The sequence below is a fragment of the Rosenbergiella metrosideri genome (assembly GCF_022602565.1).
GTDB classification, from domain to species: Bacteria; Pseudomonadota; Gammaproteobacteria; order Enterobacterales; family Enterobacteriaceae; genus Rosenbergiella; species Rosenbergiella metrosideri.
On the sequence record NZ_JALBCV010000001.1, the window covers coordinates 218311 to 239176 of the forward strand.

General features: G+C 49.1%; 15 protein-coding genes and 1 pseudogene. 11 read left to right on the top strand and 5 right to left on the bottom strand.

The features are described from left to right. Positions 1-28 precede the first annotated feature (28 nt). The gene (locus MKR94_RS01060; protein WP_241645065.1) at positions 29-2251 is read right to left on the bottom strand and encodes a TonB-dependent receptor; all 2223 of its coding nucleotides are present in this window, start codon (positions 2249-2251) and stop codon (positions 29-31) included. Between the two features lie 128 nt (positions 2252-2379). Here MKR94_RS01060 and fhuF point away from each other — a divergent pair, with 128 nt between their 5' ends. Genes fhuF through MKR94_RS01080 form a run of 4 tightly spaced genes read left to right on the top strand, consistent with a single transcriptional unit; the run spans position 2380 to position 6675 of the window. Further along, complete coding sequence (gene fhuF, locus MKR94_RS01065; RefSeq protein WP_241645066.1) at positions 2380-3054, top strand: siderophore-iron reductase FhuF; 675 nt, start codon at positions 2380-2382, stop codon at positions 3052-3054. Between the two features lie 10 nt (positions 3055-3064). After that, positions 3065-3865, top strand: a complete 801-nt coding sequence (locus MKR94_RS01070) for an ATP-binding cassette domain-containing protein (protein WP_422047482.1) — start codon at positions 3065-3067, stop codon at positions 3863-3865. Further along, positions 3855-4757 carry an ABC transporter substrate-binding protein gene (locus MKR94_RS01075; RefSeq protein WP_241645067.1) on the top strand — a complete coding sequence of 301 codons (903 nt, stop codon included), beginning with the start codon at positions 3855-3857 and terminating at the stop codon, positions 4755-4757. The genes MKR94_RS01070 and MKR94_RS01075 overlap by 11 nt, the downstream gene beginning before the upstream one ends. Beyond that, positions 4750-6675 carry an iron ABC transporter permease gene (locus MKR94_RS01080; RefSeq protein ID WP_241645068.1) on the top strand — a complete coding sequence of 642 codons (1926 nt, stop codon included), beginning with the start codon at positions 4750-4752 and terminating at the stop codon, positions 6673-6675. The genes MKR94_RS01075 and MKR94_RS01080 overlap by 8 nt, the downstream gene beginning before the upstream one ends. A gap of 37 nt (positions 6676-6712) precedes the next feature. On the opposite strand, the gene MKR94_RS01085 is transcribed toward MKR94_RS01080, so the two are convergent. Beyond that, positions 6713-8062 (bottom strand): carbohydrate porin, encoded by a 1350-nt coding sequence (locus MKR94_RS01085; RefSeq protein ID WP_241645069.1) that lies wholly within the window; start codon positions 8060-8062, stop codon positions 6713-6715. Between the two features lie 239 nt (positions 8063-8301). On the opposite strand from MKR94_RS01085, the gene MKR94_RS01090 reads away from it, so the two are divergent. After that, positions 8302-9516, top strand: a complete 1215-nt coding sequence (locus MKR94_RS01090; RefSeq protein WP_241645070.1) for an MFS transporter — start codon at positions 8302-8304, stop codon at positions 9514-9516. 257 nt (positions 9517-9773) lie between these two features. Beyond that, the gene (mqo, locus tag MKR94_RS01095; protein ID WP_241645071.1) at positions 9774-11414 is read left to right on the top strand and encodes a malate dehydrogenase (quinone); all 1641 of its coding nucleotides are present in this window, start codon (positions 9774-9776) and stop codon (positions 11412-11414) included. Positions 11415-11453: 39 nt separating this feature from the next. Here the strand turns inward: mqo and MKR94_RS01100 are convergent. Continuing rightward, positions 11454-12682 (bottom strand): annotated as a pseudogene (locus MKR94_RS01100) (MFS transporter). Positions 12683-12854: 172 nt separating this feature from the next. On the opposite strand from MKR94_RS01100, the gene MKR94_RS01105 reads away from it, so the two are divergent. After that, positions 12855-14312 carry a catalase gene (locus MKR94_RS01105; RefSeq protein WP_241645072.1) on the top strand — a complete coding sequence of 486 codons (1458 nt, stop codon included), beginning with the start codon at positions 12855-12857 and terminating at the stop codon, positions 14310-14312. Positions 14313-14367: 55 nt separating this feature from the next. Here the strand turns inward: MKR94_RS01105 and MKR94_RS01110 are convergent, their stop codons facing one another. Next, positions 14368-15192 (bottom strand): sugar phosphate isomerase/epimerase family protein, encoded by an 825-nt coding sequence (locus MKR94_RS01110; RefSeq protein ID WP_241645073.1) that lies wholly within the window; start codon positions 15190-15192, stop codon positions 14368-14370. Between the two features lie 115 nt (positions 15193-15307). Between MKR94_RS01110 and eptA the strand changes: the two genes are divergently transcribed. Genes eptA through pmrB form a run of 3 tightly spaced genes read left to right on the top strand, consistent with a single transcriptional unit; the run spans position 15308 to position 18698 of the window. Then, complete coding sequence (eptA, locus tag MKR94_RS01115; RefSeq protein WP_241645074.1) at positions 15308-16939, top strand: phosphoethanolamine transferase EptA; 1632 nt, start codon at positions 15308-15310, stop codon at positions 16937-16939. Next, a complete protein-coding gene (gene pmrA, locus MKR94_RS01120; protein WP_241645075.1) occupies positions 16936-17604 on the top strand; it encodes a two-component system response regulator PmrA in 669 nt (222 codons plus the stop codon). Before eptA ends, pmrA begins: the two co-directional genes overlap by 4 nt. Continuing rightward, a complete protein-coding gene (gene pmrB / locus MKR94_RS01125; protein WP_241645076.1) occupies positions 17601-18698 on the top strand; it encodes a two-component system sensor histidine kinase PmrB in 1098 nt (365 codons plus the stop codon). Before pmrA ends, pmrB begins: the two co-directional genes overlap by 4 nt. A gap of 2 nt (positions 18699-18700) precedes the next feature. Here pmrB and ada read toward each other — a convergent pair whose 3' ends face one another. Beyond that, a complete protein-coding gene (gene ada, locus MKR94_RS01130) occupies positions 18701-19768 on the bottom strand; it encodes a bifunctional DNA-binding transcriptional regulator/O6-methylguanine-DNA methyltransferase Ada (RefSeq protein ID WP_241645077.1) in 1068 nt (355 codons plus the stop codon). Between the two features lie 215 nt (positions 19769-19983). On the opposite strand from ada, the gene MKR94_RS01135 reads away from it, so the two are divergent. Next, positions 19984-20793, top strand: coding sequence for a shikimate 5-dehydrogenase (locus MKR94_RS01135; protein WP_241645295.1), 810 nt, complete (start codon positions 19984-19986; stop codon positions 20791-20793). Positions 20794-20866 lie beyond the last annotated feature (73 nt).

Below are 20866 nucleotides of genomic sequence, written 5' to 3' on the forward strand. Positions count from 1 at the left end.
CGGGAGTTACCTCCCGAGTGGCGATGCCTTAAAAATCAAGGCTCATAGAGAGTTTGTAAGTACGGGGATCACCCTGTGTCAAATAACCATTATTAGTCCCGACGGTATCCCAATATTTTTCGTTGGTGACGTTTTCCACTCCAGCCCGCCATGTGATCGCACTGACCGTAGACGACTGGATCGGCATTTGATATTGCACGCCCATATCAAGGCGCGTCCAGCTTGGGATTCGTAGGGTATTCGCGCTGTTAACATATTGGCGACTGGTATGGAGTAAATTTGCCTGCACCATTAACCCCTCGACCCGTGGAATATCCCACTCGGTACCTAAAGTCCATTGGTTGCGCGGCACGCCCACCGCATCCTTGCCATCATAACTTACCCAGCGTTTATTTTCATAGCCATTGGCATTGGACATTTTAGGACGTAGCCAAGTAGAACCTGCATTGACACGCCAACCTAACACCGGCTCACCAAAGACATTCACCTCTACACCTTGGTTGCGCTGTTCACCTGCTAGACGATACACGTTATCACTGCCGGTTAAGCCGACCTGACGACGCATATCAAATAGCGCAATATTCCCGCCATAACGGCCCTTTTCAACCTTAACACCGACTTCGTTTTGGCGGGTACGTCCGAGCCCGACAATGTAACCCGAGTTAGCGGTTGATGAAGGTGCTGTGCCTGACGCCTGTAGCCCCTCAATATGGTTAGCATACAGTGATAACCAGTCCGTGGCTTTAAACACCACGCCATAGACCGGCGACCATCGGTGAGCTTTCAATGCGGCACTCTTATCTTCTACGCCTTGATAGCTGTAATTTTTTACATCGATATGTTGGTAACGCGCGCCAGCGGTAACCAGCAGGCGATCCTGCCAAAACCCTAAAGTATCGGATAACGCGACACCATTATTGATATTTTTGCTGCGGATATGGGGGTTAGCCATATTACCATCAGAAAAGGTCGTAGCTGGAGAGGACTGTGGACGGGGATCGTAGATCGTGCCGAAATTCTGCGCGCTCGACATCGTATAGGCGCTGGCACTGCGATTATAGATCCCTGAATAATTCATATTCAGTTGATGGCTAACTGGACCAGTATCGACTTTACCCCGTAGGCCGATCATTCCACTGGTGGTATCTGACTTATAATGTGTCGTTAAACGGGTTACCGTTGAACGTCCTGCCATATCGCTTACTAATGGCGCACCGCTTGCCGACCATTCATTATTATGACTGCTGCCAATCGCGCTATACACGACCCACTTATCGTTAAGATGATAATCGTTTTTCATCATCACATAACGGCTTTCTAAATCCGCATAGTTCCACGCTGAGCTGTAGTTGGTTCGATTACCAGGTACGCTTGGCACGCTGGGTAGCGTGATAACGTTATTCAAGGTGTTAAGGCGAATACCCACGCGGCCATGGTGGATGGTGGATTTGACATAACCCATGTCTAATGAGCTTTCTAGCTTGTCGCCATGATAGTCCAATCCTAAGAAGGCACCCGTGGTACGGTCACGTTCTTTGTGGATCTCGGTTTCGCCTTCACGATGGACAACGTTAGCCCTTACCCCAAATTGATCGTTATCACCGAAACGGCGTCCGACATCGGCACTGACTCCGGCTTGGCCTCGACCAGTGTAATCGACGCTAACACGCTGAGTCGGCTCTGAACCCGCCCGTTTAGGCTCAATATTAACGTTTCCACCTACACCACTGCCTGCGGCAGGCACGCCATTGAGGAAGGCGCTGGAGCCTTTAATCACCTCCACGCGCTCGACGGCTTCGAGAGGCAAAATTTGGCGCGGTAAAATTCCATAGAGGCCCCCCAAAGCAATATCGTCCGCTGACAGATCAAAGCCACGGATACGAAAGCCTTGAGAAAAGTTACCGTATCCTCTGACGTTCTGTACCGAGGCATCGTTTTTCATCACATCCGCAAGATTTCTCGCTTGCTGATGCTCGATGAGTTTAGCGGTATACCCAACCACGTTAAACGGTACATCCAGCGCCTTCTGTTCCCCCAACGCGCCCAAGCGTCCGCCGTTGGCAATGTTACCATCGAGAAAAGCCGGAATGAGGTGTTGGCCATTAGCATTATCGGTGGCTGCTGGCGTAGCCGTCACCACCAGGGTGTTGGGTGAGGTGGCCGCGAAAACACTATAGGTTAAGGGCAAAAGGCTTAACGAAATAGCCTGCGCAAGGCGTTTTTGTCGACCTGTAGGGGAAGTAAGAGGCATAAAGTATCCGTTTTTCATTAGGTTATGATTTGTTATTGTCACTAAACTTACAAAATGCCGACAATAGTAATGCAAATATCTCTCATTTGCATTACTATTGAGAAATTTCTCGTAGTGCGAGCGACAACATGTCTAGAGCAGCTCCTATCGCCCAGTCACTTCCTAAAACGTTTTCCCTAGCGACATTGCGCGCTTGCGAAAGTTTCCGAGCCTTACTCCCACAAGACTGGAATAGCTATCGGTCGCCTGAGCAATTAGCCTGGCTATCTAAATGGTCACAGTGGTTCTTCGCCGGTACGTTATTAACCTGGGGCGAGCAGTTATTGGTCGACCAGCGCGCTTATCCACTCTGGCAATGGGTTGGCAGTTTTTCGCTTAATGACCAGGGATTTCCTGATCCTATATCCGTCAGCCATCTCACGTTTGCGGCACAAAGCGAGACCGAACAGTACCAAGCTATTCAGCAATTGGTCTCTGGATTTATCGCGCCGGTCTGTTCGACCCTAGCGGGGATTGCGGGACATCCTCTCGCCCTTTTTTGGAGTAACGCGGCAGTACGCTTACATCAAAGTATGCGTCGAGCGGAACAAAAACAGGCTCCAACGCACCTGTTACATCACCTTTTTGCTACCAGACACCTACTTAATGGCGAGCGAAACCGTCTGTACCAACCTTTCACCACACTTGACCAGGCTGATAAGCCCGCGATAATACAACGACGTCATTGTTGTATGCGCTTTCACTTGGATAAAGAGTTGTGTGCCTCTTGCCCACTTGATCGTTGCCCAACGTCAAAACGCTAATGGAAAGCTTGTGAACAATGTGAGACAAAGCGAGTCGGTGCCGCTGTTTGAACTGCGCGATGCTGGGGTACAGATCGCCGGGCGTCAAATTTTGCAGCCAGTGACCCATACCTTTACCCCGGGCCGCGTGACCGGGCTAATCGGCCACAATGGTTCGGGTAAGTCGACCCTACTGAATCTACTTAGCCGTCAAAATACTCAGCATAGCGGTGATATTCTCTGGCAGAATCGGCCTATTGCGAAGTGGCCAGCGCGCGAATTTGCGCGTCATGTCGCCTATTTACCGCAGCAATTACCACCTGCTGAAGGCATGACAGTAAAAGAATTAGTGACTTTAGGCCGCTATGCCTGGCACGGTGCCTTAAAACGGGTCAGTAGCGAAGATATGTCCTTGGTTGAGGATGCAATCCGAAGTGTCGATTTGCACTGGGCGAGCGACACCCTCGTCGAACAACTCTCTGGTGGTGAACGGCAGCGAGCATGGCTTGCGATGTGCGTGGTGCAAGCGAGTCACTGTTTGTTATTGGATGAACCCACCTCAGCGCTGGATATCGCCCACCAAAAAGAGGTACTTCAGGTCATTCATGATCTGTCTCGTACTCGCCAGCTTACGGTTGTCATGGTATTGCATGATATCAATATGGCGGCACGATTTTGCGACGAGTTTGTGGCGTTACGGCAAGGTGCAACCGTGTTTAAAGGTGATGCACAAGCCTTGATGACCGCCGAACAACTCTCCGCGATTTACCATGTTCCAATGGGCGTGACCCATCCCGATCCTCTATTACCGCCTATTAGCTATGTCAAATAAGCCTATTCACCTTACCCGTCGGCGTTTACTGCAATATGGCCTTGGGATTGGCGTTGCATCGAGTCTTTCTCCCTCATTGCGCGCAGCGACTCTGCCGCAACCTCGCATAGCCGCACTGGATTGGACAGCTGTTGAGCTTATCAACGGTGTCGGATTAACCCCCTATGCGGTCAGTGATATCCCGAGCTATCGACAATGGGTTGTGACACCGTCACTTCCTGCCACGACTGTAGAATTAGGGCTACGTAATGAGCCAAATCTCGAGCTTCTTGCGCAGCTGCGCCCCGATATCATGATTTTGCCCTTCTATTCCCCTTTACCGGAAAGCAGGCTACGACAATTTGGTGAAGTCATCCGTTATCCTTTTACTCTGCCAGGTAAAAAAATTCTCAGCATTGCCCGCGACAATCTACAACAACTTGGCCGCCACCTTGGCCGTGAAGCCTACGCGCAGCGCAGTATAACGGCATGGCAGGCAAGCATGACGGCTGCTCACCAACAGCTGGCACCTTGGCAGGGCAAACGGCTATTGCTGTATAGTTTTTTGAGTCCGCGCCAAGTTTTAGTCATGTCACCCAGTAGCCTCTTTGGTGAGGTATTAGCGTATTTAGGGTTAGAGTGTGCGTGGCAAGGCAGTGCAAACATGTGGGGGAGCGCCGTTATCGGGGTCGAACAACTCTACCCTGTCGAAACAGATATCGCGATTGAGTTTATGCATGGCGAACGTGGAGCAACGCGGGCCGTGCCGCAGTCTGGCCTCTGGCAGAAAATGCCCTTTATGCAGCAGCACAACCACTATCAAGTAGAAGGTGCATGGATGTACGGCGGACTTCACGCCGCATTGCGTTTTACTGAGCAACTTCTTCATTTGTCAGGACAATGGCATGACTAAACTTCGGACAGGATTTGCTTTCACCTTGCTAGCATTACTGATCGTTCTGCTCATTGGCTGGAATCTGCATCATTTAGTCAACAGTAGTGCGACACAACCCGGTATGGCAGCACTGTTGTGGTCACAAAGCTATCTACCGCGGATAACGGTTGCCCTGTTGGCGGGGGCAGCATTAGGCCTTTGTGGGCTGTTAGCACAACTGGTGTTGAAAAATCCTCTTGCTGAGCCTGCAACGCTAGGTATTGCTTCCGGATCTCAATTGGGCACAACCCTTGCCTTATTCGCGGGTGTCACGCCTTGGGTCACGCAGAGTTTCGCGCTGGCGGGAGGTTTTGTCACTACTGCTATGATCTATGCTTTGAGCCGCCACCGAGGGATGTCGCCTTTAACCTTGTTGCTGACGGGAATGGTGATGGGGCTTTTTTGTTCCGCATTACAAAATGGCCTCGTGCTGTTCCATCATGAACAGATGCAATCCCTCTTTATCTGGAATAGCGGTAATTTAGCGCAGAACGATTGGTCGGTCGTCACGCAACTCTTGCCTATGTTAGTGGCCGTCACGGTGCTGATCTTGTTCAGCGCGCGCGCCCTGGCCTTACTCAAACTGTCTGATGAAGTTGTCGATAGTTTAGGCGGTGATAGCCGATGCTATCGTTTATTTGCCTTGGGACTGATGGCATTACTTGCCGCCTGGACCGTCAGTCAAGTTGGCTTAATCAGTTTTATCGGGTTATTTGCGCCGCAAATCACTCGGCTATTTCCGCGATTATCATTTAAAAGAGGCCTGCTATTGGGGATGGCGTTTGGCGCGGGCTTATTACTCTTTTGTGACCAATTGGCGCTGTTCGCCGAGGCCTTCAATTGGCAGATCAGTGCTGGGAACATCACGGCGATTATTGGTATTCCTTTGATGTTACTGATCATTGTTAAGGCGCGTTTCCCGCACCCGCCTGCTTTAGGCAGTACTGCCGTCAAAGTCCTTATCCTGCCCAACGTCGCTAAGGTGTTTCTATTGCTCACCCTACTTGGCGCAGCATTCTTAGCATTTACCTTGACGCACGCCTCCCACGGGTGGCTAATCAGTTTGGGCGACCCCTATGATTTACGCTGGCCAAGATCGTTGATGGCAGTCGGCTGTGGAGGGTTGCTCGCGAGCGCTGGGGTAATTTTACAGCGGTTAACCAGTAATCCCCTCGCTAGTCCAGAAGTGTTGGGAATTAATAGCGGTGCTGCTTGCGCCGTCGTGCTGTTACTGGTATTGATGCCAAGTGCAAGCGCCCTACTGCTATTTCATGTGGCGGCATTGGGCGCGATGATAAGCCTAGGTATCATTATCCTATTTGCGATCAATGCCAGTGATCAAACGCCAAAAATTCTCCTTGTCGGGACGGCGTTAGGCGCGTTTTCATTAGCCTTGATTACGCTGTTTTTAGCCTCAGGCGCACCGAATAGTAGCGTTATTATCAGTTGGTTATCAGGATCAACTTGGGGAGCGACACCGCAAAAGGCCCTTGCGGCGATAGTCGGCTTGGGAGTCAGCCTGCCGATCAGTTTGCTCTTCACACGCTGGTTAACCCTGCTACCGCTAGGAAAAACAGTGGCATCGTCACGCGGTTTATCCCTGCGCGTCAGCACCACACTATTGATTATTTGGTGTGCTGCCTTAAGTGCTGGTGCAACACTTCTGCTGGGACCGATGAGTTTTGTCGGTCTGTTAGCACCGCAAGCTGCGCGTTATTTGGGGATTTACCGTTTTGGACGCGCGCTATGGGTCAGCGTGATCTGTGGGGCACTGTTGATGTTAGCCGCCGATTTCATCGGTAGACTGGTCATGTGGCCATTCCAAGTGCCTGCAGGGATAGTAGCGGTTATTCTGGGTGCGCCAGCTTTGTTATGGTTGCTGTATCGGCGACCTTGAGTTGAAAGCTAGCCCTGTTTAAGGGCTAGCGGTAAGGTTAGAAAGTGACGGTGGTTTTCACTCCCATTACCCATGCATCTGGCGTATCACTGATTGCACCGGGATTATGCCAATATTGCAGGCTGGGCTGCAGTTGAAACCACGGTGTTAGCTGGAAACGGTAAAATAATTCCGTATTGATTGCTGAGCTGCCAGTCGGCCAATAGCCCGCTATATCTTGCTGTGCTGCCACCGCCTGTTGCTGCTGTTGGTCTCTATTCGCCCAACTCCCCACCTTGACATAGCTTACGCCTAAGCCTAGCCAATCGTTGGGACGAGCATCGAACATCCCCCGATACCGTGCAGAGACTGACCCGACTACCGGTAAGCGTATCGTGCGCTTATCACCTAACCCTAAACTCGCCGATAGGCTCATCCCTCGGAGCGGATCATTACTGTGACGGGTAACTTGTTGATTTGCCGCGGCCCAGAGATAATAAGAATTATGGGTTTTGTCATAACCATTTGGATCACTGGCTCCCCAGTATTGACTAACTCCCCGGGCTAAATGCGTTTGCTCAGCGTTTGTCCAACTCACCCCCAGTGTATAGATACCGGGAAGCTGATTGACCTGTGTTTTCCACTCTGCCTCGACCGGAACAATCACACCTTTACTGTGTTGGGTGGAAACACTCCACGCATGGGCACGACTCGCCGCTTGAGAGTTTTGCTCCATTAAGGCGACTTTTATCGCCAGTTCCGATGTGGCTTTCCATTCTACGCTAGTCCCCCATGTGTGAACATTCCAGTTATTCCACGTCATGGAATACGCAGACTTTCCGGCACACAAAGAGAGGATCTGGAAATCGCAAGGGATCGCCTGATCAAAGACCTGGACTTTATTCATTAGCCCAACGCGCCAGAACAGGTCTCCTCCTAAAAAGCTTCTTCCCGCGGTGAGCCAGCCCAAGCGAGTAATCGATTGACCACCCCAGCTCTCCTGCGCTAAATCGGTCATCGGTACAGACTTATTTTGCAAACGCTGTGTCGCTAAGTTCTGATTATGGTTACGATTGACGATATTTCCTTCAATAACGGCACCGGGGATCCCCGTTAAGGCTTCGAGATTCTGTGTGAAGGTCAATGCAAACTGATCGATATAAGCGGTTTTGTGCCGCGTATCAGCACCGCCATGTAAATTACTCGCCGTTTGCGATAAGTAACCAAAATTAAAGTTGAACCCTTCCTGCGTCAATCGTGGTCTTAACCCTAGCATATCCCCCAATAAACCTTGTTCAGGGGGTGGTTCGAAACCTAATACTGTTGGGGAGAACGGTGCAGCGGTGAGTGAGGTTGGGATAGACATACCGGCGATAAGCAACCAACCGTAAAGCGGTTTCGCATCCATGCAATTTCTCCAAGTCCATCATGGACTTTATGTTGTGAAATTCGGGTTATTTCAACCCGGTGAAAGAAAAGAAGACAGCTTTCTTTTATCGAAATGCCACGATCATGGCAATAGGTAATCGTACTTCGCGTGCTGACTTTTGATAAAGATCACCTTTGGTTAATGAAAAGTTCTTCCCGCTGCTATACTCTAGCCAGTAACTCAGAAAGTTACTGATTGACTCAGACAATGGCTGCTTCATGAACGCTTGGCAGAAAAATTTAGTCTCCCTGTGGCTGGGATGTTTTATTACTGGACTCGGTACCAGTCAATTACTCCCTTTTCTTCCCCTCTATATTTCGCAATTGGGACACTATACCACCGAGCAGCTTACCCTCTGGTCGGGCGTTGCCTTCGGTGTGACATTTCTCGTTTCGGCGGTCGTCTCGCCTCTATGGGGAAAAATTGCCGATAAACACGGCCGTAAGCTGATGCTGATTCGTGCCACGGTGGGGATGGCCATTGCCATTGTCTGTCAAGGCTTGGCGCAATCGGTATGGCAACTCTGTCTGTTCCGCGGCATCATGGGTTTGGCCTCCGGATACATTCCAAATGCGATGGCCTTAATTGCGAGTCAAGCGCCTAAAGGCCGCAGTGGATTCGCACTCAGTATGTTATCGACTGCGCAGATCAGTGGCTTTCTTTGTGGTCCATTACTAGGCGGCTACTTAGCGGATCACATTGGCTTACGTCCGGTCTTTTTTGTGACAACAGGCTTATTAGTAATCAGTACTTTTGTGACGCTATTTTTGGTTAAAGAGTCACCGAAGGACACGCTGCCGAAACGAGTCATGACCGATCTTCAGGGGCTTTGGGCGAAATTGCCTGCCAAACCCCTTATACTTTGTTTACTCTGCTCAACGCTGGTCGTGCAACTCTGCAACGGCTCGGTTAACCCTATTCTTTATCTCTATGTCGAACATCTGGCCCCGACTCGCGATAATCTCGCTTTTATGAGTGGATTTATCGCAGCGTTACCCGGCTTTTCGGCGTTGATAACCGCCCCACTTTGGGGGAGGATCAGTGATAGGTATGGTGCACAGTGGGTGATTATTATTGCTTCGTTATTGTTTACCCTTATCTTATTGGCGACGACCTGGGTGGCGACTGTCTGGCAGTTTTCCTTTACTCGGTTACTGATTGGCTTTGCAGATGGTGCAATGTTTCCCGCTATCCAATCGCTGATTATCGCCTGCTCTTCCACCGCCGTATCGGGAAGATTGTTCGGCTATAACCAATCCTTTATGAATTTGGGCAATGTACTAGGTCCACTGCTTGGCGCGGTGACCTCATCGTTGTTTGGCATGAAGTGGGTCTTTACGGTCTCTGCACTGTTCATGCTGGTTAATGTTCTGGTCTTTTATCGGGTTTTAAAACAGATACCTATTCAGACAGCGAACGAGTCATCTGAGTAAGATGTAGAGTACGTCGGTGAAAATACCTATAGGGACCGATTTCATAAGTGAAAATTTATTCATACAGTTCGGTTTTTTATCAATTAATAATGTCACCTCAACCAATGGAAATATTGTAATAACACTACGATAAGTAATAATATTTTTCTAAAATGAGTAAGATTGTTTGAGAAATATTGATTAATTGTTATTAACAATTATGAATAAATTGTTTAAAATCGGTCACACTATTGGTTAGTTCCTTATCAGGGTTTGTTATGCAACATATTAAAAAGACGGTATTCAGCTTATCGCTGATCGCCGCGTCGCTATTCACTCACACCGCACAAGCACGTACCGAAAATACTGATGTATTACTGATCGGTGGCGGCATCATGAGCGCATCATTAGGGACTTGGTTACATGAGCTACAACCAGAATGGAAACAAACCATGGTTGAGCGCCTTGATGGGGTAGCGGAAGAGTCTTCCAATGGTTGGAATAACGCGGGGACTGGCCACTCAGCCAATATGGAACTTAACTACACGCCTCAGCGTGAAGATGGATCCATTGATATTACTAAAGCGATCGAGATCAATGAAGCTTTCATGATTTCCCGCCAGTTTTGGGCTTCCCAAGTTCAGTTAGGGACCTTACAACAACCACGCAGCTTTATTAATTCCACGCCACACATGAGTTTCGTATGGGGCGATAAGAACGTCGATTATTTAACACGTCGTTATGAAGCGTTACAAAAAAGCCCTCTCTTCCAAGGTATGCAGTTTTCGACTGACCAACAGCAGATTAAAAAATGGGCACCATTGATTATTGAGGGTCGTGATCCCGCGCAGAAAGTTGCGGCGACATGGACGCCACTAGGCACCGATGTAAACTACGGCGAAATTACGCGCCAACTGGTCGGCACTTTGCAGAAACAACCCGGCTTTACATTAGAACTCTCGACGCAAGTGACAGAGTTTACTCGTCAAGATGATAATTCATGGTTAGTGACGGTCGAGAATCGTACTACCGGCGAGAAACACAGCATTCATGCTAAGTATGTCTTTATCGGTGCAGGTGGCGCGTCACTGAAATTATTACAAAAAACCGGTATCCCAGAAGCAGAGAACTATGGTGGATTCCCGGTTGGCGGATCATTCTTAGTCACCGAAAACCCGGCGATTACCGCTCAACATACTGCCAAGGTCTATGGACAAGCTTCAGTGGGTGCCCCACCGATGTCAGTCCCGCACTTAGACACACGCTATTTAGATGGTAAAAAAGTTGTTCTCTTTGGGCCTTTCGCTACCTTCTCAACCAAATACCTGAAGAATGGCTCATTATTAGATCTGTTCAGTGCGACCACGACCCATAATGTGATGCCTATGGCACATGTTGGTATCGATAATTTTGATTTGGTTAAATACCTTATCGGTCAAGTGATGTTATCTGATGAAGATCGTTTCAACGCGTTAAAAGAGTACTTCCCAGAGGCTAAACAGTCTGATTGGAAACTGTGGCAAGCGGGTCAACGTGTGCAGATCGTCAAAAAAGATGCTGACAAGGGTGGCGTCTTAAAATTAGGTACCGAGATTGTGACGGACCAACAAAAGACGATTGCTGCCTTATTAGGCGCTTCACCGGGTGCCTCAACCGCGGCGCCGATCATGTTAAATGTGATCGAAAAGTTATTCCCGCAACAGGTTAAAACTCCACAATGGCAAGCCCGTATTAAACAAGTGGTGCCAAGCTACGGCCAGAAGTTAAATAATAATCCGGCTTTAGCGCAACAGGTCTGGGACCATACGGCTGAAGTGTTAATGTTAACACCTCCCCCACGTATCCAGATGGCTGCACCGACGAATACGCAAGCACCTGCCTCGACGACTTCTACCCCGAATCGCGATATGGCGCTGTAAACCTTAACCCCTTCAGTTTGTTGGCTGGAGGGGTTCTCACTATTCCACCGACTGTGTCAATTGTTGACGTCGACGTAAACTCGGAAAGAGCTTCATCCAGATCGCGACAATCACTAAGGTTCCGACTCCCCCCACGACTGCTGCGGGAACCGTCCCTAACATGCTAGCCAATACACCTGTCTCAAATTCGCCGAATTGATTGGACGTATTAATAAAGATGGAGTTGACGGCATTGACTCTACCACGCATGGCATCGGGTGTATCCAGTTGAACCATCGCCCCTCTAATAACCATGCTCACCATATCAAAACCGCCGAGTGCCACCAGTGCGAGTAATGATAAAATGATAGTGTGAGACAGCGCGAAGACGAGAGTCGCTATGCCGAAACCAGCAACACAACCGAACATAATCAGCCCTGTGTGGCGGGTGATTACCCGACGGCTGATCCAAATCCCGGTTAACAAAGCCCCCACCGAGGGGGCGGCGCGCAGTGCCCCGAGCCCCCAAGGCCCGGTATGCAAAATATCTTGCGCAAAAATCGGTAATAACGCTGTGACACCGCCGAGTAACACCGCAAAAGATCTAATGAAATAACGCCTAAAACATCCTTCCGCTCAAAGATAAAATGGAGCCCCGCAAAGAGATTTTTCATCGTCATCGGTAGCCGTGTCAGTGCCACAGGCACATAGCGAACAGTCGCAATCATCACCAAGGCGAGTAAATAAGCCAATGCAGCGACCCCATAAGCGGCTTGCGGTGAATAGACATACAGTAGCCCGCCAATCATTGGTCCAGCAATTACCATCGCCTCGCGGAAAACTTGGTTAGTTGCCATGGCTTTGGAAAGCAGTTCTGGCGGTAATAGCGCAGGCAATAACGAGGTATTGGCCGGACCTTCCACCGCTTTGGCAATGGAGAAGAGTGCCACCAAGCCTAATAACGCCGAGGTAGAAAGCCAAGACATCAGCGGTAATGCAATAAGCCCGACGACCGCAATACATTCGACCACTTGTCCGGTAACAATCAACGTTTTGCGATTATATTGGTCCGCAAGGTGACCTGCCGGCAGTGCTAATAACACTGAGGGTAAAAATTGCATCAGACCAATCATCCCCAACATAAAGGCGCTGTGGGTGATGGCATATATTTGCCAACTGACAGCCAAAGAAACGATTTGAAAACTGAGCGATGAACAGGTTTGAGCAATCAGGTAATGCCGAAAGCCGCGGTGACTAAATGGAGAGGGTTGGGAGGCTGCGGGATTCAAGAATAGGCTCCAAGCTGAGCTTGCTGATAATAAGGATGCTTAGCATATCACGAACTTTGCCTAACCATTGACAACACTTATCACAGTAAAAGGCGAAATAATATGTCCTGATGGTGGATTTTTGTCTACGCTTAAACTGAGCAATGTAAAAATAAAAATCATGAGGGTAGTGATGAGCGATCAAAAAAGAAACATAACAACCACCGATGCTGGCATTCCCGTTGCAAGCGACGAACACTCCTTAACAGTTGGCCCTGATGGCCCGATTGTCCTGCACGACCATTATCTTATTGAGCAAATGGCGAATTTTAACCGCGAGCGGATTCCTGAGCGCCAGCCCCACGCCAAAGGTAGCGGTGCATTCGGCCATTTCCAAGTCACGGAAGATGTGAGTCAATACACTAAAGCTGCCCTCTTCCAACCCGGGGTTAAAACTGACGTACTGATGCGTTTTTCAACCGTAGCAGGTGAACGCGGTAGCCCAGATACTTGGCGTGATCCACGGGGTTTTTCAATCAAGTTTTATACCACCGAAGGAAATTACGATATGGTCGGCAACAATACGCCGGTCTTTTTCGTACGTGACCCGATGAAATTCCAGCATTTTATCCGCTCGCAAAAGCGTCGTGCCGATAACAATCTGCGTGATAATGATATGCAGTGGGACTTCTGGACCTTATCCCCTGAATCGGCTCACCAAGTCACTTGGCTGATGAGCGACCGCGGTATTCCTAAAAGCTGGCGCCATATGAATGGTTACTCCAGCCACACTTATATGTGGGTGAACGCCGAAGGCGAGAAATTCTGGGTGAAGTACCACTTCAAAACTGATCAAGGTGTCGAATGCTTGACTCAAGATGAAGCCGATAAATTAGCTGGCGCAGATGGCGACTTCCACGTCCGTGATCTGTATAACGCGATCTCCGAGGGGAATAACCCTAGCTGGACGCTGTATATGCAAATTATGCCGTTCGCCGAAGCGGATGATTACCGCTTCAACCCCTTCGACTTAACCAAAGTATGGCCGCATAAAGATTATCCGTTAATCAAGGTCGGCAAACTGACCCTCGATCAGAACCCTACCGATAACCATGCACAGATCGAACAGGCCGCTTTCGAACCGAATAACTTAGTGCCCGGCATCGGCCTAAGCCCAGATAAAATGCTAATGGGTCGTATCTTCGCCTATGCCGATGCTCACCGTGCGCGTTTAGGGGTAAACTACAAGCAAATTCCCGTTAATAGCCCGCGTTGTCCGGTCAATAGCTACAGCAAAGACGGTGCGATGCGCATGCAACCGGTCAGTGATCCAGTCTATGCTCCGAACAGCAAAGGGGGTCCGGCAGCGGATGGGGAGCGTTACCCTACCGACTCAACTTGGTCTGCACAGGGCGAACAACTGCGTGCGCCGTACTCTTTACATGCTGAGGATGACGATTATGGTCAAGCAAACGCGTTGGTCAATCAGGTACTGGATGATGCCGGTCGCGAACGGTTAGTCAACAACGTTGCAGGTCACCTGCTCAATGGCGTGAAAGAGCCGGTGCTCTCTCGTGCCTTCGACTATTGGCGCGCCATCGACCAAACCCTTGGCGACCGTATCGCCGAGAAAGTGAAGTCTTCGCAATAATTACGACAATGCCCCGCGCTGCGGGGCATTTTTCTGCCTAATCCCTTCTCTAATCTTAAGCGTCTGTACTGCCTTTCATTAAAATGTTCTCTAATGCCTCTTTGGCTCGTTGTGCGACCCCTGTGCAATCTTGTTCAGCCGCATGATCATTAAACACCTCTAACCCGACCGGACCGGTATAGCCGAGTTTATCTAAGTAGGCGATCAATCCTGTTAGCGGGAAATTACCTTCGCCGGGAAACAGACGGTGATGCCTAGCGATCTGTTTAAGCGCATCACTCTCTTTCGGCATCTCAATATCTGATAACTGTACTAAGAAGATTTTCTCTTTAGGAATACCTATTAAGTCTTGTAATGATCGACGTAGGGCAAAGATGTGGAAGGCATCAACCACTAAACCAAGGTTATCTGCATCGACCTGCTGAATGATCTGCCAAGCTTTATCGCACTGGTCGATCTCAGTGCTCCACGACATCGCTTCGTACGCCACCCGTAGATCTAACGCTTTGGCCTGCTGACAGAGCCACTTCATATCCGCAACAATTTTCTGCGGATCGCAGGCTGCCGTGTTCGCCGCCACCAAGATCATCGGGCTGCCTAATGCGCGCGCCGTCATCATCATTGTCAGCGCTTCTCGCCGTTTTTCATCCCGTTTCTCACCTACTGCGCCGTCGAAGTCTACTAATACCTGGTAATCAGTACGCGCAAGGGATAAAGCGTCTAGTTGCTGTTGTGTTTTCGCTACCGCTTTTTCAGCATCTTGTTGCCAGACTTCCACTCCGTTAAATCCGGCTTTCGCGATTGCCTCAAGTTTCTCTGTGAAGCTCCCGCCGAGTAGCACGGTGTTCAGGAAGCGCGGATTGGATTTTAAGTATGACATGTCTCTCTCCTATCAATGTCTTACTTATAAGTATAGACCTTAGGAGCAGGCTTAAGATTATCTTAAGGTCAGTCAGCGATAATCCAACATTCGATGCTAAGTCCGGATTTATGTTATGAAAAGTTGGTTTACGACGCGCTTAACGCACCCCGCTATCAATGCGTTGACGGCTGCTGCCATCACGCTATGTTTAAATATTCCTTTTTTTGAGCAGGCCTATCGGCTTGTTGACCCTAATACCCGTCATACATGGCTATTCTTGCTTAGCATGCCTTGGGTCTCTTTTTTTGTCCTGTTTAGCATTTTAATGTTGGCCGAAGTGGTGTGGCTGGCTTTTCCGGTCGCGATAATGTTTATCTTGCTCGCCAGTAGCGCCCAATATTTCATTAGTAGTTACAGTATTATCGTCGATAGGTCGATGGTCGCGAATATGGCGAATACTACCGCGGCGGAGAGTTTCGCGTTGGTCACGCCGCAGATGGTCGGCTATTTCATTACGACCGCTATTCTCCCCATTATTGTGCTGTGTATTGTCCGACGTTTGACACGCCAACCTTTTCTGCGGCGCATCAGCTGGGCATTGATCGCATTGTTGGTTTCCGGATCCGGTACCTATTTAATTTCGAACAGTTTTTATAAAGATTATGCTTCGCTGTTTCGTAATAACCGAGAACTGATCACTTACCTAAGCCCGTCAAACGGTATCGCGGCCGCGTTGTCTTGGTACAAACACGAGCGTACGGCGAATCTCCCCTTGATTCGTTTCGGCGAAGACGCTCACCAAATTGCGGCGCACCTTACTGGAAAACCCTCCCTCACTATCTTAGTGGTCGGTGAGACGACTCGTGCGCAAGATGTCGGGCTAGGGGGTTACGCACGTCAAACGACCCCTTTATTAGCTAAAGATAACGTGGTCTATTACCCGAATACACTGTCTTGTGGTACATCGACTGCCGTGTCTGTGCCCTGTATGTTCTCGGGGATGGGCCACGATCACTATAACGATGAGCTCGCGAATCATCGTGAGGGACTATTAGATATTGTGCAGCGTGCTGGCGTCAATGTACTGTGGCGAGAAAACGATGGCGGCTGTAAAGGGGCTTGCGCAAGGGTACCAACTGAAGAGATGACCGCGCAGAATCTGCCTGGCATGTGTATCGATGGTGAATGTTATGACCAAGTGCTGTTCCACAACTTACAGCGCTATATTGATAAACAAACCGGTAATACGTTGATCGTTTTGCATACTATTGGTAGCCACGGCCCAACCTATAACCATCGTTACCCGGATTCGTTTAAATACTATACCCCGACCTGCGATACCAATGAGGTCCAACACTGTTCTAACGAACAGCTGGTGAATACCTACGACAATACCATTCGCTATATGGATGCGATGGTGGATCAAGGTATCCAGTTACTCCAAGCTAATTCACAACGCTTTACCACAAGTTTAGTCTACCTCTCCGACCACGGTGAATCGCTTGGCGAAGATGGCGTTTATTTGCATGGCTTGCCTTATAGCGTGGCGCCAATTCAGCAGAAGCACGTGCCTTTGTTAATTTGGCTTTCCCAAGACTATCAGCAACGTTATGCTGTCGATAAGAAATGTATGGTTGAACAGGCCAAGCTTATGCAAACGTCGCAAGATAATTTGTTCCCCACGCTATTAGGTTTATTCGGTGTCCAAACTCGGGAATACGCACCACAACTCGACTTACTGACGCATTGTCGAGCCAAAGCGTGAGAGTCTTAATCATCGAAGATGATCCCCTGTTACAGCAGGGAATTTTGCTCGCGATGCAGAGTGAGAACTATCTATGTGATGCAGTGAATGGCATTAAGCCAGCCGAACAGTTTCTTCACTCCGCATCTTACAGCCTAATCCTGCTCGACCTCGGATTGCCCGATGGTAACGGCTTAACCTTATTGAAGCATTTACGTAGGCAAAAAAATGCTATACCGATTATCGTGTTGACCGCTCGCGATACTCTTGAGGATCGCGTGATAGGGCTTGATAGCGGTGCAGACGACTACTTAGTCAAGCCCTTTGCACTTGAAGAGTTGCTCGCACGAAGTCGAGCGCTGATCCGTCGTTTTCATCAACAATCGGATAATCTGCTACAAATTGATGATCTCACTATTGATATTGGTCGGCGCCAAGTCTTTGTACGCGAACAATTGCTCGAGTTAACTCCGAAGGAATACGCAATTTTATTACGATTGATGTTAAAGGCGAACCAACCAGTGCATCGTGATGTACTCTATAGCGACATCTATAGCTGGGATAACGAACCCTCAACCAATTCGCTGGAAGTGCATATCCACAATCTTCGGGATAAAGTCGGTAAACAGCGTATTCAGACTTTGCGGGGTTTTGGTTATTCTATTCGGACACAAAATACACCATGAAAAATCGTCTTCGCGTTTTAGCGCCGACTACGCTTCGCTGGAAGCTGATGCTGACGGTGGGAGCGATTATTGTTATTTGCCAAGCGATCAGTATCCTCTGGCTTTGGCATGAGAGCCGAGAACAGGTCACTTTGTTGGTGCAAAGTGCCATCAATCACCACGATCGTCATCGTCATTATGAAAAAGAGGTGCATGAAGCGGTGGCGAGTTTAGCTGTACCTTCGTTACTGATTATTATTGCCTGTTTAGTGCTCTGTTTTAATGCCATCAGACGAGTCACCAAGCCATTGGCTGACCTGAGTAATGTGCTGGTACAGCGTTCCGAAGATAATCTCGATCCCCTCTCTTCAACGAGTGAATACACTGAAATCAGCGCAGTCGTTGAAGCAATCAATACCATGATGGCGAGATTAACCGTAACCTTAGAGCGAGAGCGGCTGTTTACTGCTGACGTGGCCCATGAATTGCGAACCCCACTGGCTGGATTACGGCTACATCTTCAACTGATTGAGAAAAAACATCAGCTCAACTTGGGGGATCTGCTTTCACGTTTGGATCAAATGACCGACAGTGTTGCTCAACTACTCAAACTTGCTCGCGTGGGTCAATCTTTTGCCGCCGGAAGTTATCAATATTTCGATATTATGGCAGCGGTTATCACTCCCATGCTGCCGGAGTGTGAACGGCAGTTAGCCCAGCGCCAGCAATCGTTGGTGGTTGAGACCCCTGCTACAGCCTTACAGTTACGAGGGGATATTACGTTGTTACAGATGGTGATACAGAACCTTGTTCAGAATGCTCACCGTTACAGCCCGCCAAACTCAGCTATTACCTTACGAGTGTCTGCACAGGACTTAAATATCTGTATTGAGATCGATGATCAAGGCCCTGGTATTGATCTGAATAAGGCGACGGAATTAAGTAAAGCTTTTGTACGAATGGACCGCCGATATGATGGGATTGGCCTTGGGCTAAATATCGTGCAACGTATTTGTCAATTACACCGCAGCCAGTTTACCTTGACCAATTTGCAGCCTATCGGTTGCCGCGCCACCGTAACACTGCCCCAGCTGATACCGCACATCGAGGCGTAGTACTATGCCTTATTGAGTTTTTTTTCACGCAGTAAAAGTGCTTCTTTACGGGCCACGCCCCAGCGATAACCCGAGAGTTTTCCATCGCGCTTCACCACGCGATGACAAGGGATCACAATAGCGAGCCGGTTGGCCGCACAGGCTTGGGCAACGGCGCGAACGGCTTTAGGGGAACCGAGCTGCTCGGCAATATCGGTATAACTAACGGTTGAACCTAGGGGGATATCACGTAACGCCCGCCACACACGCTCTTGAAAGACAGTACCTTGAATATCCAAGGGCAAGTGCCAGATCGAGCCGGGGTGTTCAATGTAACCAATGACTTGGGCGACGATCTGTTCATAATGCGCATCCCCGCCCACCAAAATAGCGTGAGGATATTGTTGCTGAAATTGTTCAATTAACGATTCAGGCTCATCACCTAAGCTGATCGCACAGACCCCCTTCTCGCTTTGCGCTACCAGTACCGAGCCAAGGCTACACTGTCCGAGTGCAAAATAGATCGTCACTCCCGCAGCGCCCTGTCGATAGTGCTTCGCTGTCATCCCGAGGCGCAGCGAGGCATTTTCGTAAAATCGGCTATTTGCGTTAAAACCGGCTTGGTATATGGCCTCGCTGACCGATTGCTGTGGATTATTAAGCTGTTCTCGTAAGCGTATGGCACGCAATCCTTCACTATATGCTTTCGGCGTCAGTCCCGTTACCGATTTGAAAATACGGTGAAGATAGCCGCTGCTCACTGCACAATGATTGGCCAGTGTCGATAAATCCGGTGACTGTTCAGCATTCTCGATCAGATAACAGCTCTTTTTTACGATGGCGATCCACTTCGCAGGACAGTGCGGCATTGGTGTGCTAGCCTCGCTTAAGGTATAGCCTGCCGCCTCGGCCGACGCACTATCACGAAAAAATTCGACATTGTCTCGGGCAGGTAAAATCGTCACGGCACTGGGGGGGCAATATTGACCAGTAGAGCGAACGGCCACGACAAAGTAGTCATCGGCGGTGGTATCACGGGTCTTCACGGCTTGCCAACAGGCGTCATCATTCGGATAGCATGGGGTAACCATTGGGCGTTAACTCCTGACAGTGACTGAGTGGCATAGACGATAGAGGATTATACTGTTCATTAATATCCGTTTGTTAACCTGCTATCCTTTTACAGAAATATTCACTGGTATGATCACGCAATATGTTTCTGCGTCGCATTTTTTTAGCGTTTATCTTCCAATGGAATCGGTTCATTGATAATAATATCGCTATATATTATGACTAGGACTGAATGATGCTCAATAAAGATACTCAACTCTGTATTTCTCTTTCCGGCCGCCCCAGTAATATTGGCACCCGTTTTCATAATTATCTTTATCAGAAACTCGATATTGATTTTATTTATAAGGCTTTCTCGACGACCGATATAGAAGCGGCGATCAAAGGCGTGCGAGCATTAGGGATCCGCGGTTGTTCAGTTTCTATGCCCTTTAAAGAGAGCTGCATTCCTTTTATCGATCACTTGACAGATTCGGCTAAAGCGATCGATTCCGTCAATACCATCGTCAATGATAACGGTGTACTCACCGCTTATAACACCGATTTTTTAGCTATTCGCCAGTTGATCACCGACCATCTGCCAGACAACTCACAAACTGTGCTGGTACAGGGTGCAGGCGGTATGGCTAAGGCCGTGGTGGCTGCCTTTCATAATGCCGGATTCACTCAACTCAGCGTAATGGCGCGTAATGAGCAGAGCGGTAAAGCGCTTGCAGAGAAGTATCACTATCGCTATCAGTCGCCCGACGAGGCTACGACTGCCGATATTATCGTCAATGTCACCCCAATAGGCATGACCGGCGGCGCTGAAAGTGACACCCTCGCCTTTGCCGAATCGATCGTGGATGCGGCTGACACAGTCTTCGACGTTGTTGCGTTCCCGGCACAAACCCCTCTGGTGAAAAAAGGTCATGCACTGGGTAAAAAAGTACTGAGTGGTGATCAGGTGATTGCGCTACAAGCGTTAGAGCAATTTGCGTTATATACTGGAGTGAGACCCAGTGACGCATTAATGCAAGAGGCCTCTATTTTCTCCCGCCAATAAGGTTTACTGTCCTTAAGGCACGGGAAACGCTTTTTTCCGTGCCCGTTATGGCATATCATCTGCCGGTCTCGTT